This window comes from Tenacibaculum sp. MAR_2009_124, assembly GCF_900105455.1.
In the GTDB taxonomy this organism is placed as follows: Bacteria; Bacteroidota; Bacteroidia; order Flavobacteriales; family Flavobacteriaceae; genus Polaribacter.
Genome location: NZ_FNSF01000001.1, coordinates 1,119,364 through 1,138,859, shown reverse-complemented (window position 1 = coordinate 1,138,859; position 19,496 = coordinate 1,119,364). Strand labels below are relative to the sequence as shown.

Here is a 19,496-nt window from a genome sequence, read left to right as displayed (position 1 = left end):
CAGATATTTTAAAAAATAAAAGAGTTGTTTTATTTTTGTATTATATTTCTTATAAATCTTGAAATTTGTTAGAGAAAAAACAGCAGTTACCCCAAAAACAAATCATTGATGCAGATTATTTTATTTTCTGTTTAGAAGCTGTCGATGATATAGAAATGGACGAGGTTACCCAAACACAACACAAATTAGAGGAACTAACCATGCATTATGGAATCGCAAGCATTCATAAAACTTGTGACTCTATTGAGGGCTTAGAGGCTAGCTTAAATACATTGGTTTTGGATGATCATCATTTTAAAAACTATGAAATTATCTATTTGGTAATGACAGGTGAAGCCAATAGTATTTGTTTAAACAATTACTACTATAGTTTACAAGAAATTGCTGAGATTTTTGAAGGAAGGTTAAATAACAAAGTACTGCATTTTTCAAACGCCAAAGTTCTCGATTTAGACCAGGAAGAAGCACAGTATTTTCTAGATATTACGGGAGCCAAAGCTATTTCTGGCTATGGTAATGAATTTAATGGAATTGCCAGTGCAAATCTTGATATCGTATTTTTTAATTTGTTTAATGAAGACGATAATATGTTAGATGTGGTGGAAGAGTTACATCAAAAGCATTATAAACTTTGTAAACTACTTGATTTTAGATTGTATTACTGATACTGTCCAAATACCTAATATACTAGTGATTCACAAACTACTTTAAATCAAATTACAAAGAACAATATCAAAATATAAAGAATTGGAATAAGGTTATTTTGATACACATTATCAATTGAAAAAAGCGAACCTTAGCTCGCCTTCTACTTAAAAAATTTATTGCATTAGACCTTCATAAAATTCAACCGTTCCACCTGTTTTTACACAATGGTCTCCAGCTAAAAATTCAGATTGTTCGGATCTATAATCTAAATCCCACCCTGTTCCATCAGGATACGTACATTTTACGCGACCTCCACTAATAGACTGCTGTTCAGCTTTATTTAATACTGAACCTAATTTCGAAATTGATTTTAACATCTTAATAAATTTTAACTTACTCAAAAGAAACGAGAAAAGAGACACAAATGGTGTAAACTTCAAAAAGGTAAGGAATAAATGTATAAACGATGATTGGAATATTAAATGTGTAATTAAAGCAATATGATTTTTAATGATAAGGATACTACAGATATAATCAAAAAAATGAAAGTTGTAAATAAACCGAAAGCTAAATATTTCTCAGACCACTTAAGGTTCTTATATGGAATAAAACTTAGAAACAATGATAGAAAAAAGCTAAATAGAGGTAGGACAACAGTTAATCCCAGTATTCTAGTAGTATTGGAGCTATTGACTTTATTTGTTACAATAATCGCGTTATCCTTAAACATTACCGGTTTTATAATTGAATCTAAATACGTTGATAACTTAAAACTGACTACCATTAGTAATCCTATTAGCAATAATAATGCTCCCAATTTTTTCTTTGACATAAATTTCATGGGGGCAAATATAAGTAAACAATAAAACAGTAGGTTCTCCGATACCTGAAAAACGGAAAAACGTTCTTTGACATAATTGTGGTAAGTAAATAATACTTTTAGTTTAAATATTATCTTTACCAAAAATTGATGAGCAAAAAGAAAATCATGCTCAATTGATTGCAAATATTTACAATTTTAAAATTATTAATTATTATGAAAACAACAATGAAAATTGCTGTCATTGCCATGATGGCAATGAGTTTGGGAGTTAAAGCTCAGTTATATGCTCCCGAAATAGAAGTAAAAAGTATAGAAGGTAATGGAATTGGAATAAAAACAGAAAGTCCCAATAGAGACGCTGATTTACATATACGTGATTCTAGAGCTTCATTGTTTCTAGAGAATACAAATGCAAATAATTGGGCTTTTTTTAGAATTAAAGGGACTGGATCTAATTTTTGGGATATAGGACAATATGGTGATAATGATTACTTAGAATTTCGACCTAAGGCATCAAGTGCTAATAGGCTATTTTTAAGACAAAATGGAAATTTAGGTATAAAAGGTCTACCTAGTGATGACGCTGATTTACATATACGAGATTCTAGAGCTTCATTGTTTCTAGAGAATACAAATGCAAATAATTGGGCTTTTTTTAGAATTAAAGGGACTGGGTCTAATTTTTGGGATATAGGACAATATGGTGATAATGATTACTTAGAATTTCGACCTAAGGCATCAAGTGTTAATAGAATTAAAATTTTTCAAAATGGTACATTGAGTGCAACCACTTTTAAAGCTGTTTCTCCTCCATGGGCTGATTTTGTTTTTAAAGACAATTATGACCTACCGTCTCTTCAGGAGGTTGAAAAACATATAAAATCGAAAGGACATTTAAGAGATATACCGAGTGCATCCGAGGTACAAAAGAATGGTATTAATTTAGGTGAAATGGATGCTAAACTTTTACAGAAAATTGAAGAACTGACATTATACACCATTGAGCAAGAAAAAGAAATTGAAGAATTAAAAAAACAAAATTCTGAAATTAAAGAACAGCAAAGGAAAATCGAAAAACTTGAATCTTTAGTTCAGAAATTATTAAAAGATAAAAATTAAAGATAATTTTCAAATATACTTACCACAAAGCACCTTTTTTTAAGGTGTTTTTTTTTATGTCCAAGATTTAGTAAACGAATTATAAATAAAGAGTAGTTATGGCAATAATTGAAAATACGACGCCAAGAGTAAATAATAAGCAACAAACACAACCATCAATATCAATTAGGGAAACATTAGAGCTATCTACTGATAAAATTAATGTTAGTGAGTGGGCTGAGCATTTGCATTCGGAAATACATTTAAAAACAGATAAGAGAAAATTAAAGATTAGGCTTGGTCATAATGATGTCCTGGACATATACAATCAAACTAAAAAAATATTAAAACAGTAGGTTTTATAAAAAAGGAAAACAGTTAATTCCCATAGGTATCAGACAACCATACATGCAATAATCATAAATATTGTAGATGTATTTGAAATCAGGAAGAATTTCAACCAAAGGAATTGCAACTAGAGTTAAAGACAATCCAGTTGAAACCATTTTAGTAAAAAGAGAAACTTTTCGAGTTTCTACAAATTCGATATTAAGTTGTTCATAGCTGTGTTCCATAGAGTAAAAATAGTAAAAACAAAATAAAGTAAAAGAGTAGTATGTATACAATACCAGAATTAGAGATAATTATTAGGAATTGCAAAACTTTAAATCAGTTAAAACAAGTTTCAGATATTTTATTTCAGTACAAAAGGAGCTTTACTCTTCTGTGTCTTGAAATTATCAGACTAAAAATTTCAGAAAGAAGATTATTTATAACAATAGGTTTAAACATTTAAACAGTAGTAAAAAGAACTGCGTATTAAATCATAACAGATTAAAAAGTTAGTAAATCAAGTTTGGTTAATACGCAGAATATATTAACAACTTTTACTAATCAACATTGTCCCTAATTGAAAAGTTTAAGTTGAGATAAATTTAAAAAGAAATTCAAAAGAAATACATAGGTAAAAACCCTAAGAATCAAATAGGTATAAACCATTAAAATAGTAGGTAAAAGAACTGCGCATTAACTTTTTGAAAAGAATAGTTAATAAAGTTTGGTTAATACGCAGAATACTAGTTAAAGAAAACTTTGTCTATTGCCCCTTAAACAACATTCAAAGTTTATGCTAAGATATAAAACAAATAGAAATATAAAAAAGGTAGTTAAGAATGAGTGGTAAAAAGAAACCCACTCAAAGATTGAGTGGGAAAATTGCTATGAAAAAGAACTTAAGACGTCTCTTAAGTGATAACGAAGTTAGCGATAATAAATTTGATTGAATTATAAAATTATATAAATAAAAAAGTAGCTAACTGCCTTCACTCAGTTAACTACTTTAAACCTCTAAATATCAAATCCGTGATAAATTTAATATTTAGGACAAAGATAATTTAAAAGTGAATAATAATAAAAAACTGTAGTTATGGGATTTTGGAGAGAATATTACATACTGGGTACATTATTTGGATATAGGGTGCAATTGATTAATAATTGGCACGAATTCAAAACGGATGAATGGCATTTATTGTCAGTATTCAGAAGATATTACAATAGAGCTTACTCATACTTCTTTTGTTTTTTTGGTTTTCAAATTAGAATATTTCAGACAGGAGAATTAAGATATAAACGTTCAAAAAACCAGTAGAATTATGAGTAACGAAAATGAAATTAAAGTAGCTAAAAAGTGGTTTGTCGAGCTTTCAAATGTAATGCAAAACGCTTGCTCGCTAGGTTACGACTTGCCTTTGTTTTCTTCTGGAAATTTGACAGATAGTCAAATACTAGAAATATATAGAAAGGAACACGATAGATAATTAAATAAGTGCAGAAATATGAGTATAGAAAAACAAGCTGTTAATGATTTTATTGGTTGGGTAATCAACGAATATGATAGTGAGTTAATTAATGATTTTGATTTACTCAATGCGGAATTAGAATATAACAAACATAAATAACAGTAGTAAAAATAGCAACTATGAAGTTTCACAAAAATACAGAGTGTCCGCAAGTTTCAAAAGGAGATAAAAATTATAGTGTTGATGTGATTACATCAAATCCTGATGGTTTTTTAAATATCGGCTTTTATGATTTCGAAGATAACGAATGGCAATTTCATACAGATACTTTAACCGATCCTTATGAAAATGGAATATTACAACCCTTTGTCTGGTGGTATGCTCCAACAGAAAGAATAGAACAATTTTAAAACAGTAATTAACGCAATATAGGATTTAGTGAGAGGTTTATGGCGTTCCCCATTGTAGAAGCTAAATCTAATTTAATAACGAAAGTTATGTAGTTGTTTAGGAAGCGGAAAAGGCGCGCGAGGCGCGCTCCGCCAAACAACTAAAAAAGTGTAGTTAAAAGCAAAAGCAGTTACCCACCAAGATGCATGAACCTGGCGGTAATGAATAACCTATGCAAAAGCACTGTTTGAGTTCAGGTAAAATTTGTGAAAGTGGTACACTTATAAAAATAAAAATAAGTAGGATCGAAACTAATTTAGTAAAAAGAGAAACTTTTCTCGGTTCTAGAAATTCGATATTAAGTTGTTCATAGCTGTGTTCCATAGAGTAAAAATAGTAAAAACAGAATAAAGTAAAAGAGTAGTATAAAAAGAACTCCCAAGTTATTTCATTAAATGAAATGTCTTGAGAGATACAGGGGTGATACTAAAGTAATTTATTTAGTCACTTTAAAAATAAAAACTAGGTAATTAGATATTCTAAGAGGATGAATAGCAATTTTAATAAGATATATGAATTCAATAAAAAAACTCTCGAAACCTGAAAGATGTAAGTTCTTAGGTAGATTAAGAGAGTAACGTGATATTATACAAGTTAATAAAGTGAATTCGGATAAAATAAATAAAACTGCGCACTAACACTTTTGTGGGGGTGGTATAATTAGAAAGTTTGGTTAATACGCAGATTACTAGTTGAATAAAACTTTGCCTATTGCCCCTTAAACAACATTCGAAGTTGATGCTAAGATATAAAACAAATAGAAATATAAAAACGGTAGTTAAGAATGAGCGGCAAAAAGAAACCCACTCAAAGATTGAGTGGGAAAATTGCTATGAAAAAGAACTTAAGACGTCTCTTAAGTGATAACGAAGTTAGCGATAATAAAATTGATTGAATTATAAAATTAGATAAATAAAAAGTAGCTAACTGCCTTCACTCAGTTAACTACTTTAAACCTCTAAATATCAAATACGTGATAAATTTAATATTTAGGACAAAGATAATTTAAAAGTGAATAATAATAAAAAACAGTAAAATTTAAGATATGCCACCATTAAAAATATTTTGGTTTCAAAACCAACTAAAGAACATAGAAATAAAGGTATTAACCTATGATGAGGATCATGCAAATTCATTGATGACTAGAGACGGTATAGATTTTGGAAAATTCAATATATCAAAAACACTGTAGGTTCTCCGACACCTTAAAAACGGAAAAGTTCTTTGACATAATTGTGGTAAGTAAAATAAGATTGATTTTAATAGGAAAACTTTAAAATAAACTATTTGTATAGTCGTTTGTTTGGAAAGAAAGCACCCTTTTTAGGATGCTTTTGTTATTAGTATAAGCAGCTAATAAAAATATACTATTGGTTGAATAAACTATGTATTTATGCATTTTTTATTATTAGCTATTTTATTTTGTGGGAGGTGTCCAAGCTATAGTATAAACACCATCTATAACCCAAATGGCATAATAGCCAGACCCCCAAGTTTCATTTGTTTGGTCTTTTCCAGAACTATTTACGGGATTTTTTGCTTTTACTTTTCCATGTGTATTAACAAGCCAAATTTCACCCTGGACTCCCGGGGGATAATTAGTTGAGTATTGAATTAGGCACTTCCCATTGTATTCTGACAAGCTCATAGACCAATGATAAGTCACAGTTTCTCGCGTTGGTTGTACATCGGCTAAGTTTAGTTGATTTTTCATTTTAATTAATATTTAATGTTTCCTACTCTATTTAATAAAGGTTTTTCAGAATCCACCTTTTCAATCGACTGTATATTTTGCAATTTCAGTTTAAAGGTGAAGATTAAATATTTGAATTTTTAATAAAATGGCATAAAACAGTTATTATTTGTAATAAGATAAGAAAATGATATAACAAAAGAATTGTTTACTATAGATCAACATCTAACAAATGTTGATTTTTTGAATGTCCATGATTTAGCAAAAGAATTATAAAATAAGAGTAGAAAAAACAATAATATGAAGTTAGAAGAAATTAAAAAAACATTCAGTCAAGGTCTGGTTTTCCATTAGAAGGAGAAACAGAAGAAGAATTAATTTCAAGCATTGACACAATTGCTGATAATTTATCAAATGAAGTTTCAGACAGACAGAGTTGGTTTATAAAAAAGATTAAATCATTAAATCTGTAGAAAAAATGAAAGATAATATAAGAATTACCATATCTGGAGAAATACAAAAGGAAAAAGATGATGTTGAATTTACAGAAAACGAAAGGCTGGAACTTACTTCAAAACTTATTGAGTTTTTTGAAAATAGAGGTTTAGTGTTTATTGGAGTTACAAAATAATAGCAGGTTATTTACTAACCTTTTTAGAATTAGTCAATTTTCTGTGTAGAATAAAAGCAAGTATATCAAGAATAATCATAATAACATTTTTTAGCGGAAATAGTAAAAATAAAGTAAAAGAGTAGGTTTTAAAAGAAAGGAAAGCAATAAGGAGAACTCGATACCATACAACCATAGCGATAAATGCATAGCGTACAAATATTGTAAATATAATCAAGACCAGGGATCATCTCAACTAAAGGAATTTTTATAAAAATAAAAGACACTATAATAGAAACTAATTTAGTAAAAAGTAATGTTCTTCTTGGTTCTATAAATTCTGTATGAAGTTGTTCATAGCCATTTTTCATGAAACAAAGATATGAAAAAGGAAAGCTCCCGAAGGAGCTAATATTAAGGGGGCATCAAATTTTCTTTTTAAAACAATAGATTGTTTAAATACCCTACCATAAAATGGTAATTAATCAAAAAAAAAATGATAAAAAGAAACCCACTCAAAGATTGAGCGGGAAAATTGCTATGAAAAAGAACTTAAGACGTCTCTTAAGTGATTACGAATCTAGTGATAATAAAATAGATTGAGCTATAAAAAAGAAATATAAAGGGAAAAGTTCTTTGACATATTGTGGTAAGCTTGAAACAGCAGAACTAATTTAATTCATATTTTTGTCGTAAAATATTGATTTTCTAGATTAATATAAAAATGGAAGAGAAGAAAAAAAATAAAGTATCAAATTTGGTGGGTGGACTTTTTGCCCTATCAATTATTTTAGGAAGTATCGGTTATGAGTTGAGGAAAGATTATTTAATTAATAATTACCGAAAACAAGCTATTGGTATAATTATTTCTTATGACGATTCAACAAGTAAACATGGCTTAAGATATAAATATAAAGTAAACGGAAGATTATATTTTGAAATTGTAGGTGTTGAACATTTTTCTGAGTTTGAGAAAAACAATTGTATCGGAAAACAAGTAATTGTAAATTATTCCTCTAAAGAACCTAGCTATTCTCATGTTCATCTAGGTGAATATCAAAGTAAGAAAAAAACTGTTCATCTCATGAATAGTTTTAATTAAAAGTTAAGAAAGTAAACTTACCACAAAGCACCTTAATCAAGGTGTTTTTTTATGTCCAAGATTTAACAAACGAATTATAAACTAATAGTAGTTATTTCCTTTTAAGCTTTATAAATCGATTAATTGAGAATATAATTAAAAGTATAAGAGGGATAAGAATAAATAAATCAATAATAGCAATTTGATTATTGTCATAAATTCTAATAGAAATAGAAACAATCAATAACAAGCAAATAATTGAAAAGCTTAAATAGTATTCGGAGTTGTGAGATTCTTTTTCATTCATAAACCAAAAATAATAAAACAAAATAAATTTTAATTGTAGTTAAAAGCAAAAGCAGTTACCCACCAAGATGCATGAACCTGGCGGTAATGAATAACCAATACAAAAGCAGTGTTTGAGTTCAGGTAAAATTTGTGAAAGTGGAACACTTATAAAAATAAGTAGGATCGAGACTAATTTAGTAAAAAGAGAAACTTTTCTCGGTTCTATAAATTCGATATTAAGTTGTTCATAGCTGTATTCCATAGAGTAAAAATAGTAAAAACAAAATAAAGTAAAAGAGTTGTATTTAGTTCTGTTCTATTTTCGAAAGACCTTTTTTTCAACTATTCGAGTAATGTGAACAATTACCGCTGATATGGTTCCAAAAATTAAAACCCCTATATGAATCCCTAAAATCGGCATTCCACATCTAATAGAAGTTTCTTTTTTGGATAAAAGAATCGAGGTAAAATAAAATTATAAAGAAAGATAAAAAGTATGAACACTAAAAAATCAGGAAGATATAATTGTTTATCATTTGAGAACTTCTTTATCAATTTATCCTTAAGAAAGTAGGATAGAAATTGAATCAAAGACGTGAACAGGAAAAAAATAAAAATCATGCAATTTATAAATACTAACAAATATAAGAAATCACAAAAACACTAGTTACTCACTAGTTTTAAGCTCTTTAAATTTTAAGGGTTCTGGTATGGGGTATGAATTAATACTATAACTAGGGAAGCAAGAGAAACTTAATTCGGTTTTGATAAAATGATAGTTAAATTCATTAACAAGTTCGGCAAGTGGAATAAAAATAAAAATTAGAGCGAATATGATAGCGATGCATTTAATGTTTGAAGAAACTTTTCGAGTCTCTACATATTCAATATTAAGTTGTTCATAGCTATGTTCCATACAGTAAAAATAATAAAACCAAAATAAAGTAAAACAGTGGAAATCATGGTAAGCTATTTGTCTTATTCTAAACTTAATTCTAGTACAGAGCAAAGAAAGTGTTCGTTAGGATCAACTGAATCGATAGGGATGACAGTTACAGTATCAATAGAGTCTATAGTTATTATCATAACCTTTTGTTTATTATTGGAAACAGGGGTTACGTATGTCACTTCAGCTCCCTCTTTTATGCACTTCATATCTAATCTAGTTTATTGAAATATACAAAAACAGTAAATTAATCCTCTCTATCCATTTTCCTTGTCATCCAAATAATTTGCAAGGACTGGAAAAATGATTCCAAGTACGATAAATGAAAGTAATCATGACATTAAACAAATGTAGTAAAAGCAAAATAATAGTAATATAAAATCACCAACCAAGTATGCTCATAAAGTGATTATTAATAAAAGTCATTTCAAATTGACGTAGAAAAACTCTTTCGTTTTAGGGGATAACAAAAGAGTTTTTTTGGGGGGATATACAAGAGTTTCAATAAGTAAATAAACAATTGCATTCAAATATATTATAAATTACAAGAACTTAAAATACCTGAAAACCCTATAAATCAAGTAGATAGAAACCATTAGAAAGATAGGTAAACCCCCTATAGTTAAGAAGCAGTGATAAAAAGAAACCCACTCAAAGATTGAGCGGGAAAATTGCTATGAAAAAGAACTTAAGACGTCTCTTAAGTGATTACGAATCTAGTGATAATAAAATAGATTGAGCTATAAAAAAGAAATATAAAGGGAAAAGTTCTTTGACATATTGTGGTAAATAAGAAATAGATCTCTTAAAAAAAAAGAGAATATTTTTAGTTTAAAGATTATATTTGCAAAAAAAATTGCAGCGTAAAACGAAAATTACAATCAATTAATTGCAAATATTTACAACTTAAAATTATTAATTATGAAAACAACAATAAAAATTGCTGTCATTGCTATGATTGGAATGAATTTGGGAGTTAAGGCTCAAGACTTAATAAGCGGAGGAAATAATTCTTGGATTTTTCATACTCCAGATAATGGAAGTACCAATCTACATGTTACTTCAAGAAAAACAGATAATACTGGTTGGGATTGGTCAAAACAAACTATTTTTTCAAGTAATGGTAAAGTAAGTTTTGGTGGTGACCTAGAGAATACGAAAACATTTGCCAAAATCCTTTTAGGAAGTCAAAATGGAGATGGATTATCAGTTTTTGGTTCAATGGGAGCAGGTCAGCCTGTCGATGGAACACAAGACTATGGAGCCTATATAGGTTTTAATGCCTATAGAGATAGTAATGGAAATTGGAAACACTTGAGAACTTCAACTGTCGGAGCGAGTAGGTATACTGTAGGTGGAGATATCGCCACTGGTCTAAGAGGCTTTAATTGGGAACATACAAATAATTCAGGAACTGGAAATATTATATGGAATAATTTAATGAGTTTGGATACCTCCGGAAATTTGAAGGTGAATGGCTCTATTAAAGCTAATACACATTTATATGTTAATGGAATTGACAACTCAAACACCATAGCGTCTGTAAATCAATTAAAAATTAGTGGATATGGCATTATGGGAAATAGAGGTAATTTATATTTTACAAATGGTAGTAGTGATGGGTTTATCAAATTTGGTATTGGTGGTGTTCATAACACTAGTGATGTTTTGATATTAAAGGGTTCTGATAAAAGCGCAAACTTTAAAGGTGTTATAGAAGCCGATACGCATTTATATATTAATGGAATAGACAACTCAAACACCATAGCATCTATAAATCAATTAAAAATTAGTGGATATGGTATTATGGGAAATAGAGGTAGTTTATATTTTACAAATGGTAATAGTAATGGGGTTATAAAATTTGGTATTGGTGGTGTTCATAACACTGGTGATGTTTTGATATTAAAAGGTTCTGATAAAAGCGCAAATTTTAAAGGAAATGTTTCTATTTTCGGTAAATTGGAATCTAAAGAAATAAAGGTAACGAATACTCCAACTGCTGATTTCGTTTTTGAAGAAGATTATAATTTACCCACTTTAAAATCAATCGAAAACCATATTAAAGAAAAGAAGCATTTACCTGAAATAGCATCTGCCAAAGAAATGCAGAAAAATGGTGTTAATATTGGTGATTTTCAAATTCAGTTGCTTCAAAAAATTGAGGAGTTGACTTTATACACTATTGAGCAAGAAAAGAAGTTGAAAACTCAAAGAGATAGCTTCGATCAGCAGCAAGAAGAAATTAACACTCAGAAAAAGGAGATTGAAGAACTGAAAAAACAAAACTTTGAAATTAGAAATCTAGTTCAGAAATTATTAAAGGATAAAAAGTAACGATAATTTTGAAAACATACTTACCATAAAGCACCTTTCTTAAGGTGTTTTTTTATGTCTAAGATATAAGTTAATGAAATGTAAATAATTAGTAGAATTATGAATAACTCAAATTTAAACGATGACCAATTACAAGGCATAGTAGAAGAGCAACATTACTTTGACCAATTTAAATACGAAGGTTTAACAGATTAAAAAAAATAGTTAAAAGCAATAACAAATAGGAGAAGGTAAAATTCCCAAGCAACCCTTTATAGAAACTGTAATACAGCGTTGAAAGTCTGGCGTAATTTTGGATAAATGCACAGAAAAAAAAATTACTATCAACAGTACAGAAATTAACTTCGTTAGAGTAGAAACTTTTCTTGGTTCTACAAATTCGGTGTTAAGTTGTTCATAGCTGTGTTCCATAGAGTAAAAATAAAGTAAAAGAGTAGTATGAACAATCTATAAGACAAAATAAAAGCGAACCGAAGTTCGCTAAAATTATTTAGCAACAATGCACTGCCACGCCAATTTTATAAATATAACAAGAAGCACCAATGCTAGACGGATTACTCGTCCTACAAGCATTAAATGCTCCACGGCTATTTGCACAGGCCGATTCGTTACAAATCATTTTTCCACCATTTATTGAAAGTTGTTCGTTTTTATTTAATGGTTTACCAAGATTAGAAATGTTTTTTAACATAATAAAATTTTGTATTAATAGTAGATCCAAAGGAATGGTTTTAAAAAGTAAGTAAAAGTTAAGGATTTCATAAAATATAACGTAGTTAATAAAAAGTTAAGAAGAATTAATAGCTAATAGTATCGTTTTGAAAATGCAGGAGTTTATATTAATGCATAAACAATTACCAAATGTAGTTAAACTATATTAAAACAGTAATATGAAAGGTGCGAATATAAAATCGCTAACCAATTATACCGATAAAGCTAAAACCGTTTTAATGCGACAGGAGGAGAATTTGAAGAACTAATAGCTGGTATATTAGTTAAAAAAATTAAAAATCTATACTAAGTGTAAACCATTAAAACAATAGGTTCTATAACATCTTAAAAACCAAAAAATTCTTTCACATTATTGTAGTATGTTGCACGATATAGACATTAGTTTAAATATATTCAATTAGAAAAAAATTGGACGCAACCTTTTTGTAATAGTGGCATCTAGTAAAGAAAAAGATATGTTTAAAAACATTTTAAAACTACTCGCTAGCACAACCCTTTTAATGGCCTTTCAATGCAATAATGAAGAACCATTACCCACTTTAAAAATTAATAAATACAGGGTAAATATAACAGGCCAATCTTCTTTTTCTATAAGTGATACCATTTGGATAGAGGGTACTGTTTCTTCCAAGGCCTATTATGAAGAAATTAATGATTCCATTTTTTTTGATGCACATCAAGAGAATAGATTAAAAATCATGAAATTTATTCAACCAACTCAAAATGTAAATTGCATTGATGCAAGAGATAATTTTCAAATAATCAGAAATGTTGGTGTAATTAATGTCGATTCATTTTGTGAAACAAAACGAATCATAACCTATGCCGAAATTTCGGAAGACAGTTTGTTTTATAATTACAAAATAGGGTTAAAACCGTTAACACAAGGAGATTTTTTTATCTATTGTCATGAAAGTATAATACATAATGAAAATAGAAATGAATTTATCATGGAACACTATAGGATCGACGAGTTTTCTAATCAAACTATTGGATTTATACAATGTGGAAGTACTGCTTGGATAGATACAACGAACTCAGAAAGTTATTTCTATTTTAAAGTTGAATAAAATACGAACAAATAATATAGGGTTTAAAAAACACAAAAAAGGGAAGGCAGTACAATAAAACTTACAACAAGAGCTTCGATTAAAGCTTTTTTTATTGTCAAAGGTTTTGTTTAACGACATCAATAGATATCATTTTAATCGTAGTTAAAAGAACTGCGCATTAACTTTTTTGAAAAGAATAGTTAATTAAGTTTGGTTAATACGCAGAATACTAGTTAAAGAAACTTTGTCTATTGCCCCTTAAACAACATACAAAGTAAACGCGAATATAAAAAAAGGAAATAATTAAATAGTAGCTAAAGAGAAAAATGTGAATTGATAAAACTTGTTTAAAAGTGAAAATTTAAAAAACTCCTTCATCTTGAGGGGGCAGATAATAGGAGTTTTATAATGAATATAAACAAATATAACATTAAATAAAAGAAACTGAAACACCTAAAAACCCTAAATATCAAATAGATACAAACCCTTAACAAAGCTAGGTAAAACTACCTAAATTAAAAACCTAGCGGATTTGCCATAGTACTCCAAAAAAAGAAGAATTGTTGGAATTAGGGAACTAATACAACCAAGTATATTTAAAACAAACCCCTTCCAGAATTTAATTCGGTAAGAATATAGCAAATTGATAATAGAGATTATTAATACAATAGAGTAAAATACAACTACCCAATATTTGTAATGTAAAACGTAAAAGTAAAACTTAGGAATATTAAAGCTGAAAAAACTAGGATCTCAAAGCATAATAAAAAAATAGGATAGTAGGTGAGGTATATCTTTTTCGTGTAGTAATGTTAGTAAAAACAAAATATAGTAAAAAAAGTAGCCTCTCCAATACCTAAAAAGCGGAAAAAATATGCTACAATAATGGTAAGTCAAGAATAAATCGTCCAATTTAAATAGTTGCTTTTGTTGTATCTTGCGTTTTATCAAAACATTGAAATACTATGAAATACTTTAAGCTATCATTACTACTGGTTTTAACAATAAGTAATACCGTTGCTCAGCATAATGGGCTTCTTTTGAAAAAGGAAAAAATTAGCACGCAAAAATATTTAAAACACTCAAAACTAACCCAAGAGACCAATGGAAAGAGAGTTTGGAGAGATGCCTATAAAAAAATTGACGATGTTGAACTTTATGCTATACAATATTTAAGTGACAGTTTAAAGGTGAATGGTTTTTTGATGAAACCGAAAACACAGGGAAAATATCCTTGCATTATATTCAATCGTGGTGGGAATAGAGATTTTTCGAAAGTATCAGGACCATTACTTTTGCATCTTTTCGCTTCTATTGTAAGCAAGGGGTATATCGTAATTGCTAGTCAATATAGAGGAAATGGAGGAAGTGAAGGAAAAGAAGAGTTTGGAGGCAAGGACGTAAATGATGTTTTAATACTGCCAGATGTGTTAAAAGAAATTGAAGGTGCCGATACTGATAGGATTGGTATTTATGGTTGGAGTCGCGGTTCAATGATGACCTATATTGCTTTAACAAAGACAAATAAAATAAAGGCCGCGGTGGTAGGTGGAGGACAATCAGATTTAACAATTATGGATAGACCTAAGTTTGAAAAAGGTGTTTATGCAGAATTAATACCTAATTATTGGGAAAATAAAACGAAAGAATTGGAGAAACGATCAGCCATAAAATGGGTAGACAAATTTCCTAAAAATGTTCCAATACTTATGTTGCATGGAAGTTCTGACTGGAGAGTAAAGGCAAAACATAGTTTGAATTTGGCTTTACAATTTGAAAAATATAAAATTCCTTACAGGTTAGTTGTTTTCGAAGGAGGAGACCACGGTTTAACAGGACATAGTAATGAAGTTAATGAGCAAGTTCTAAAATGGTTTAATAGATATTTAAAAAATAATGAAAAGCTACCTAATGTAGAATATCATGGTCATTAGAATTATAAACTTGTATTTATGCATAAGACACTTAAACGTAATACTAATAAAACATTTTAAATAAATGAGCAGATTTATAACTATTGCATCAGCAGGAAATACCGAACCTCCAGCTTATAAATTAATTATCGATAAAGGATATCGTATTGAAAAAAAGAAAGACTCCATATTGGCTAAAAAAGATAATCTCGTTTTTTCAGCATATGGTGCACTGGAGCTATTAGGATTAATCTGTTTGTATGAGACTAAAGGAGATAATTGGCGAGTTGATGATGACATTATCGATGAATATTGCAATCTATTCAATAGCTAATAAAATTAAATAACACTTACAAACTATCGGTAGTTCTACTGCTAGAAACTTTGACAAGTTTTTAAAATTGAGCTATCTCATATTCCTTAAAATATACTTCACATTAAACAAAAATATCGATTTTAATAATTTTATCGCTGTAAGCCATTCCAAACTTTAATTACAAGTGTTTTAATCATTAAAAACATGTTAAATTGCAATTATATTTCTTTATTCACTGTATTTATAAGCATTAAAAATTAAAGTAATATATAAATTAACTGGTATAAAAACACAAATAGCCGTATTTTTATACTATGAGTAGACAGTTTAATAAAGGATTACGTTTTGAAAAATTTAAGGAAAAAAAACTCCCTCCATTCGATAAGCTTTTTGATATTTTCAAAGAACTCTTAACATATACTTCTGGAGATTTTGATGAAGCCTTTGAATGGTTGGAACAACTGGATAAAGAATATAATTTGACTACTCCAAAATATACACTTGACGATTTTTTAGAAGATTTAAAAAATAAAGGTTATATCAGAGAGGAATTGGATGATGGTAAGGGGAATGGAGGTCAAAAAATTAAAATCACTTCAAAAACAGAACAAGCATTACGGCAGAACGCTTTAAATCAAATTTTCGGAAAAATGAAAAAAAGTGGTTCTGGAAATCATAAAACAAAAGCAATTGGGAGTGGAGATGAGCATACAGGAGAATTCAGAAATTTTCATTTTGGAGACTCTCTAGATCAAATCTCTATGACCGAAAGTATAAAAAATGCGCAGATTAATAATGGTGTTGGTGATTTCTCCTTAACGGAGCAAGATTTAATTGTACAAGAGACCAATTTTAAGGCTCAAATGAGTACTGTACTTATGATAGATATAAGTCACAGTATGATATTATACGGAGAAGACAGAATTACTCCCGCTAAAAAAGTAGCCATGGCCTTAACGGAGTTGATTAGAACTCGCTACCCAAAAGACTCTATTGATATTTTAGTTTTTGGAAATGATGCTTGGACGATTTCAGTGCAAGATTTACCTTACTTAAAAGTGGGACCTTATCATACCAATACCGTTGCAGGCTTGCAACTTGCCTTGGACATTTTACGAAGAAAACGGAATACCAACAAGCAAATTTTTATGATTACCGATGGTAAACCTAGTTGTTTACGAATGGCAGATGGTACGTACTACAAGAATAGTAATGGTTTGGATAAGTATATTGTAGAAAAGTGTTACAATATGGCTTCTCAAGCCAGAAAATTGCACATCCCCATAACAACTTTTATGATCGCAAGAGATCCCTATCTAATGCAATTCATTCAGCATTTTACAAAAGCAAACCAAGGAAAGGCATTTTATACTGGCTTAAAAGGTTTGGGCGAAATGATTTTTGAAGATTACGAACAAAATAGAAAAAAAAGAATAAGAAGAATTTAAAAAGCTTCCTAAGCATATAAATTTTAATAAAAAAGTATCCTTTTTAGGCATACTTTAATTGAATACAGAACATGAATCACCAAGACATAAAGACATTAGGAGAATTAAAAGCTATAGGCTACCAATCTCTTTCTATAAAAGACGAGTTAAGAAACAATTTAATAAAAAAATTAAAGCAACAAGAAACAGTTTTCAACGGCGTTTGGGGCTATGAAGATTCAGTGATTCCTGAATTAGAAACCGCAATTCTGTCGAAGCATAATATTAACCTTTTAGGATTAAGAGGCCAAGCAAAAACTAAACTAGCACGATTAATGGTTTCCTTACTCGATGAGTATATTCCTATTGTACAAGGTTCAGAAATTAATGATGATCCTTTACAACCCTTATCAAGATATGCAAAAGAACGAATAGCAACACATCAAGACGATACACCAATTGCTTGGGTTCATAGAGATGAACGTTTTTTTGAAAAATTAGCCACTCCCGATGTAACAGTAGCCGATTTAATTGGAGATGTAGATCCAATAAAAGCAATGAATTTGAAATTGAATTATGCAGATGATAGAGTGATTCACTTTGGAATGATTCCACGTGCCAATCGCTGTATTTTTGTAATTAACGAAATTCCTGATTTACAAGCTCGAATCCAGGTGTCTTTATTCAATATATTGCAAGAAGGAGATATCCAAATAAGAGGTTTTAAATTGCGCTTGCAATTAGATATTCAGTTTGTTTTTACCGCGAATCCTGAAGACTATACCAATAGAGGAAGTATAGTAACGCCTTTAAAAGACCGTATTGGTTCTCAAATTCTAACACATTATCCAAAATCTATAGAAATCGCCAAAAAAATTACTTCGCAAGAAGCGACCTATCTTCAAGATCAGAAAGATGAGATACACGTACCTGAACTTGCCAGAGATTTAATAGAACAACTAGTTTTTGAAGCAAGAAAAAGTGAGTATATCGATGTAAAAAGTGGGGTAAGTGCCCGAATGAGTATTTCCATATTTGAAAATCTTATAAGCACTGCCGAACGAAGGTCGTTGCTGAACGAAGAAACAAAAACTTCTATACGTGTTTTAGACTTTTTAGGAACCATCTCTGCGATTACAGGGAAGATAGAGTTGGTGTATGAAGGAGAGCAGGAGGGAGCGGACAATGTTGCGCTATTATTGCTTAATAATGCGATAAAAACAACTTTTAACACCTTATTTCCTGAAATTAAAAAATTGAAAAAAGAAGGAGAGCCATCACCTTATGATACCATTTCAGCATGGTTTTCATCTAAAGAGGCCGTGGAACTACTAGACGATATGGACGATACTTATTTTAGAGATCAGTTAGATTCAATAGCGCCTTTAACAGACTTGATAAAGAAACACCAGCCTACAACCTCTGAAAAAGACGTGCCATTCTTAAAAGAGTTTATCCTTTGGGCATTATCGGAATATAAGATTTTAAATAAGGAACGTTTTACTACAGGTTATCAGTTTAATGATCCTTTGGATAGTTATATAAGAGGTATTTAAATTTCCTTATTATTTATTAACTCCTTCTCTTCTAATTTCCGCTTCGAAGCTCATTTTAAGATTATAGAAACTTAGAAGAGAAGTATCATGGGGTTTAACCAAAATGCAAATTCTGTAAAACATCTAAAAAATAAAAATTTTATGACATGATTGGGCTAAGTAAATTTTATTACAACAGTTATATTTGCATCTTAAAAATACTTTGAACTACCAAAAAGTAAAATCAATTTTAATATGAGACAAATTCTAAATATTAAAGATGATGAAGTAATAATCTATGAAATTACAGATCAATATTTATTCGAATGTCATAGATCTAATAAAGTTGTTATGAATAAAAGTCTTTATTTGAATTATTTAAGTATTTGTGATTTTGAAAAAATTACACTTGATAGAACTCAATGTATTTTTTCTCAAGAATGGATTACACATTATGGTACTTTAAAAACAGATGGAAATTGGCTATGGAGTACCGATTTAGAGCATTACTTTGAGAAATATAATTTCAAATGGCCAAAAGATCACCTATTAAAAATTACGAACTCTAATTATCAAATGTCTAAGAAATCAAAATCGATAATAGAGGAAAGGCGGGAATTAGGACATAAACTAGTAAGCCAAACTTCTTCTCCTGGTGAAGTAAATCATTTTAAAGACCTTATTATACAAGGAAGAAAAATTAAAAAAATGACCACATAAAATTTTAGTTGTTTTTTTTAGTTTAAAC

At 29.3% G+C, this 19,496-nt stretch carries 21 protein-coding genes; 16 read left to right on the top strand and 5 right to left on the bottom strand.

What is annotated here, in order from left to right:
- Positions 1-65: 65 nt before the first annotated feature.
- Positions 66-665, top strand: coding sequence for a DUF6642 family protein (locus BLW23_RS04195; RefSeq protein WP_093667971.1), 600 nt, complete (start codon positions 66-68; stop codon positions 663-665).
- Positions 666-821: 156 nt separating this feature from the next.
- Here BLW23_RS04195 and BLW23_RS04190 read toward each other — a convergent pair whose 3' ends face one another.
- Positions 822-1,025, bottom strand: coding sequence for a hypothetical protein (locus BLW23_RS04190; protein WP_093667970.1), 204 nt, complete (start codon positions 1,023-1,025; stop codon positions 822-824).
- A 659-nt stretch (positions 1,026-1,684) separates the two neighbouring features.
- Here BLW23_RS04190 and BLW23_RS04180 point away from each other — a divergent pair.
- Both BLW23_RS04180 and BLW23_RS04175 read left to right on the top strand, forming a co-directional pair.
- The gene (locus BLW23_RS04180; RefSeq protein WP_093667968.1) at positions 1,685-2,590 is read left to right on the top strand and encodes a hypothetical protein; all 906 of its coding nucleotides are present in this window, start codon (positions 1,685-1,687) and stop codon (positions 2,588-2,590) included.
- A 98-nt stretch (positions 2,591-2,688) separates the two neighbouring features.
- Positions 2,689-2,925, top strand: a complete 237-nt coding sequence (locus BLW23_RS04175) for a hypothetical protein (protein WP_093667967.1) — start codon at positions 2,689-2,691, stop codon at positions 2,923-2,925.
- A 3-nt stretch (positions 2,926-2,928) separates the two neighbouring features.
- Here the strand turns inward: BLW23_RS04175 and BLW23_RS04170 are convergent, their stop codons facing one another.
- Positions 2,929-3,144 carry a hypothetical protein gene (locus tag BLW23_RS04170; protein WP_093667966.1) on the bottom strand — a complete coding sequence of 72 codons (216 nt, stop codon included), beginning with the start codon at positions 3,142-3,144 and terminating at the stop codon, positions 2,929-2,931.
- Between the two features lie 1,077 nt (positions 3,145-4,221).
- On the opposite strand from BLW23_RS04170, the gene BLW23_RS23140 reads away from it, so the two are divergent.
- The 4 genes from BLW23_RS23140 to BLW23_RS23135 all read left to right on the top strand — a co-directional run bounded on the left by BLW23_RS23140 (position 4,222) and on the right by BLW23_RS23135 (position 6,010).
- Positions 4,222-4,386 carry a hypothetical protein gene (locus tag BLW23_RS23140; RefSeq protein WP_176829751.1) on the top strand — a complete coding sequence of 55 codons (165 nt, stop codon included), beginning with the start codon at positions 4,222-4,224 and terminating at the stop codon, positions 4,384-4,386.
- An 18-nt stretch (positions 4,387-4,404) separates the two neighbouring features.
- Complete coding sequence (locus BLW23_RS23615) at positions 4,405-4,527, top strand: hypothetical protein (protein ID WP_255362729.1); 123 nt, start codon at positions 4,405-4,407, stop codon at positions 4,525-4,527.
- Between the two features lie 20 nt (positions 4,528-4,547).
- The gene (locus BLW23_RS04165; protein ID WP_093667965.1) at positions 4,548-4,778 is read left to right on the top strand and encodes a hypothetical protein; all 231 of its coding nucleotides are present in this window, start codon (positions 4,548-4,550) and stop codon (positions 4,776-4,778) included.
- Positions 4,779-5,863: 1,085 nt separating this feature from the next.
- Positions 5,864-6,010 carry a hypothetical protein gene (locus BLW23_RS23135; RefSeq protein WP_176829750.1) on the top strand — a complete coding sequence of 49 codons (147 nt, stop codon included), beginning with the start codon at positions 5,864-5,866 and terminating at the stop codon, positions 6,008-6,010.
- Positions 6,011-6,235: 225 nt separating this feature from the next.
- Here the strand turns inward: BLW23_RS23135 and BLW23_RS04160 are convergent, their stop codons facing one another.
- Positions 6,236-6,532, bottom strand: a complete 297-nt coding sequence (locus tag BLW23_RS04160; RefSeq protein ID WP_093667964.1) for a hypothetical protein — start codon at positions 6,530-6,532, stop codon at positions 6,236-6,238.
- 457 nt (positions 6,533-6,989) lie between these two features.
- Between BLW23_RS04160 and BLW23_RS23130 the strand changes: the two genes are divergently transcribed.
- Together BLW23_RS23130 and BLW23_RS04150 are read left to right on the top strand one after the other, a co-directional pair.
- Positions 6,990-7,142 carry a hypothetical protein gene (locus BLW23_RS23130; protein ID WP_176829749.1) on the top strand — a complete coding sequence of 51 codons (153 nt, stop codon included), beginning with the start codon at positions 6,990-6,992 and terminating at the stop codon, positions 7,140-7,142.
- A gap of 703 nt (positions 7,143-7,845) precedes the next feature.
- Entirely contained in the window at positions 7,846-8,223 is a 378-nt protein-coding gene (locus BLW23_RS04150; RefSeq protein WP_093667962.1) for a hypothetical protein, read from the top strand.
- Positions 8,224-9,468: 1,245 nt separating this feature from the next.
- Here BLW23_RS04150 and BLW23_RS23125 read toward each other — a convergent pair.
- Complete coding sequence (locus BLW23_RS23125) at positions 9,469-9,645, bottom strand: hypothetical protein (RefSeq protein WP_176829748.1); 177 nt, start codon at positions 9,643-9,645, stop codon at positions 9,469-9,471.
- Between the two features lie 712 nt (positions 9,646-10,357).
- Between BLW23_RS23125 and BLW23_RS23610 the strand changes: the two genes are divergently transcribed.
- Positions 10,358-11,773, top strand: coding sequence for a hypothetical protein (locus tag BLW23_RS23610; protein WP_255362728.1), 1,416 nt, complete (start codon positions 10,358-10,360; stop codon positions 11,771-11,773).
- Positions 11,774-12,263: 490 nt separating this feature from the next.
- On the opposite strand, the gene BLW23_RS23015 is transcribed toward BLW23_RS23610, so the two are convergent.
- Complete coding sequence (locus BLW23_RS23015) at positions 12,264-12,494, bottom strand: hypothetical protein (protein WP_143032108.1); 231 nt, start codon at positions 12,492-12,494, stop codon at positions 12,264-12,266.
- Between the two features lie 466 nt (positions 12,495-12,960).
- Here BLW23_RS23015 and BLW23_RS04130 point away from each other — a divergent pair, with 466 nt between their 5' ends.
- The 6 genes from BLW23_RS04130 to BLW23_RS04105 all read left to right on the top strand — a co-directional run bounded on the left by BLW23_RS04130 (position 12,961) and on the right by BLW23_RS04105 (position 19,468).
- Entirely contained in the window at positions 12,961-13,575 is a 615-nt protein-coding gene (locus tag BLW23_RS04130) for a hypothetical protein (RefSeq protein WP_143032107.1), read from the top strand.
- A gap of 947 nt (positions 13,576-14,522) precedes the next feature.
- A complete protein-coding gene (locus BLW23_RS04125) occupies positions 14,523-15,491 on the top strand; it encodes an alpha/beta hydrolase family protein (RefSeq protein ID WP_093667958.1) in 969 nt (322 codons plus the stop codon).
- Between the two features lie 64 nt (positions 15,492-15,555).
- A complete protein-coding gene (locus tag BLW23_RS04120; protein ID WP_093667957.1) occupies positions 15,556-15,804 on the top strand; it encodes a hypothetical protein in 249 nt (82 codons plus the stop codon).
- Between the two features lie 296 nt (positions 15,805-16,100).
- On the top strand, positions 16,101-17,234 hold the full coding sequence (locus BLW23_RS04115) for a vWA domain-containing protein (protein WP_093667956.1): 1,134 nt from the start codon (positions 16,101-16,103) through the stop codon (positions 17,232-17,234).
- A gap of 71 nt (positions 17,235-17,305) precedes the next feature.
- Positions 17,306-18,769 carry an AAA family ATPase gene (locus BLW23_RS04110; protein ID WP_093667955.1) on the top strand — a complete coding sequence of 488 codons (1,464 nt, stop codon included), beginning with the start codon at positions 17,306-17,308 and terminating at the stop codon, positions 18,767-18,769.
- A gap of 234 nt (positions 18,770-19,003) precedes the next feature.
- A complete protein-coding gene (locus BLW23_RS04105) occupies positions 19,004-19,468 on the top strand; it encodes a hypothetical protein (RefSeq protein WP_093667954.1) in 465 nt (154 codons plus the stop codon).
- Positions 19,469-19,496 lie beyond the last annotated feature (28 nt).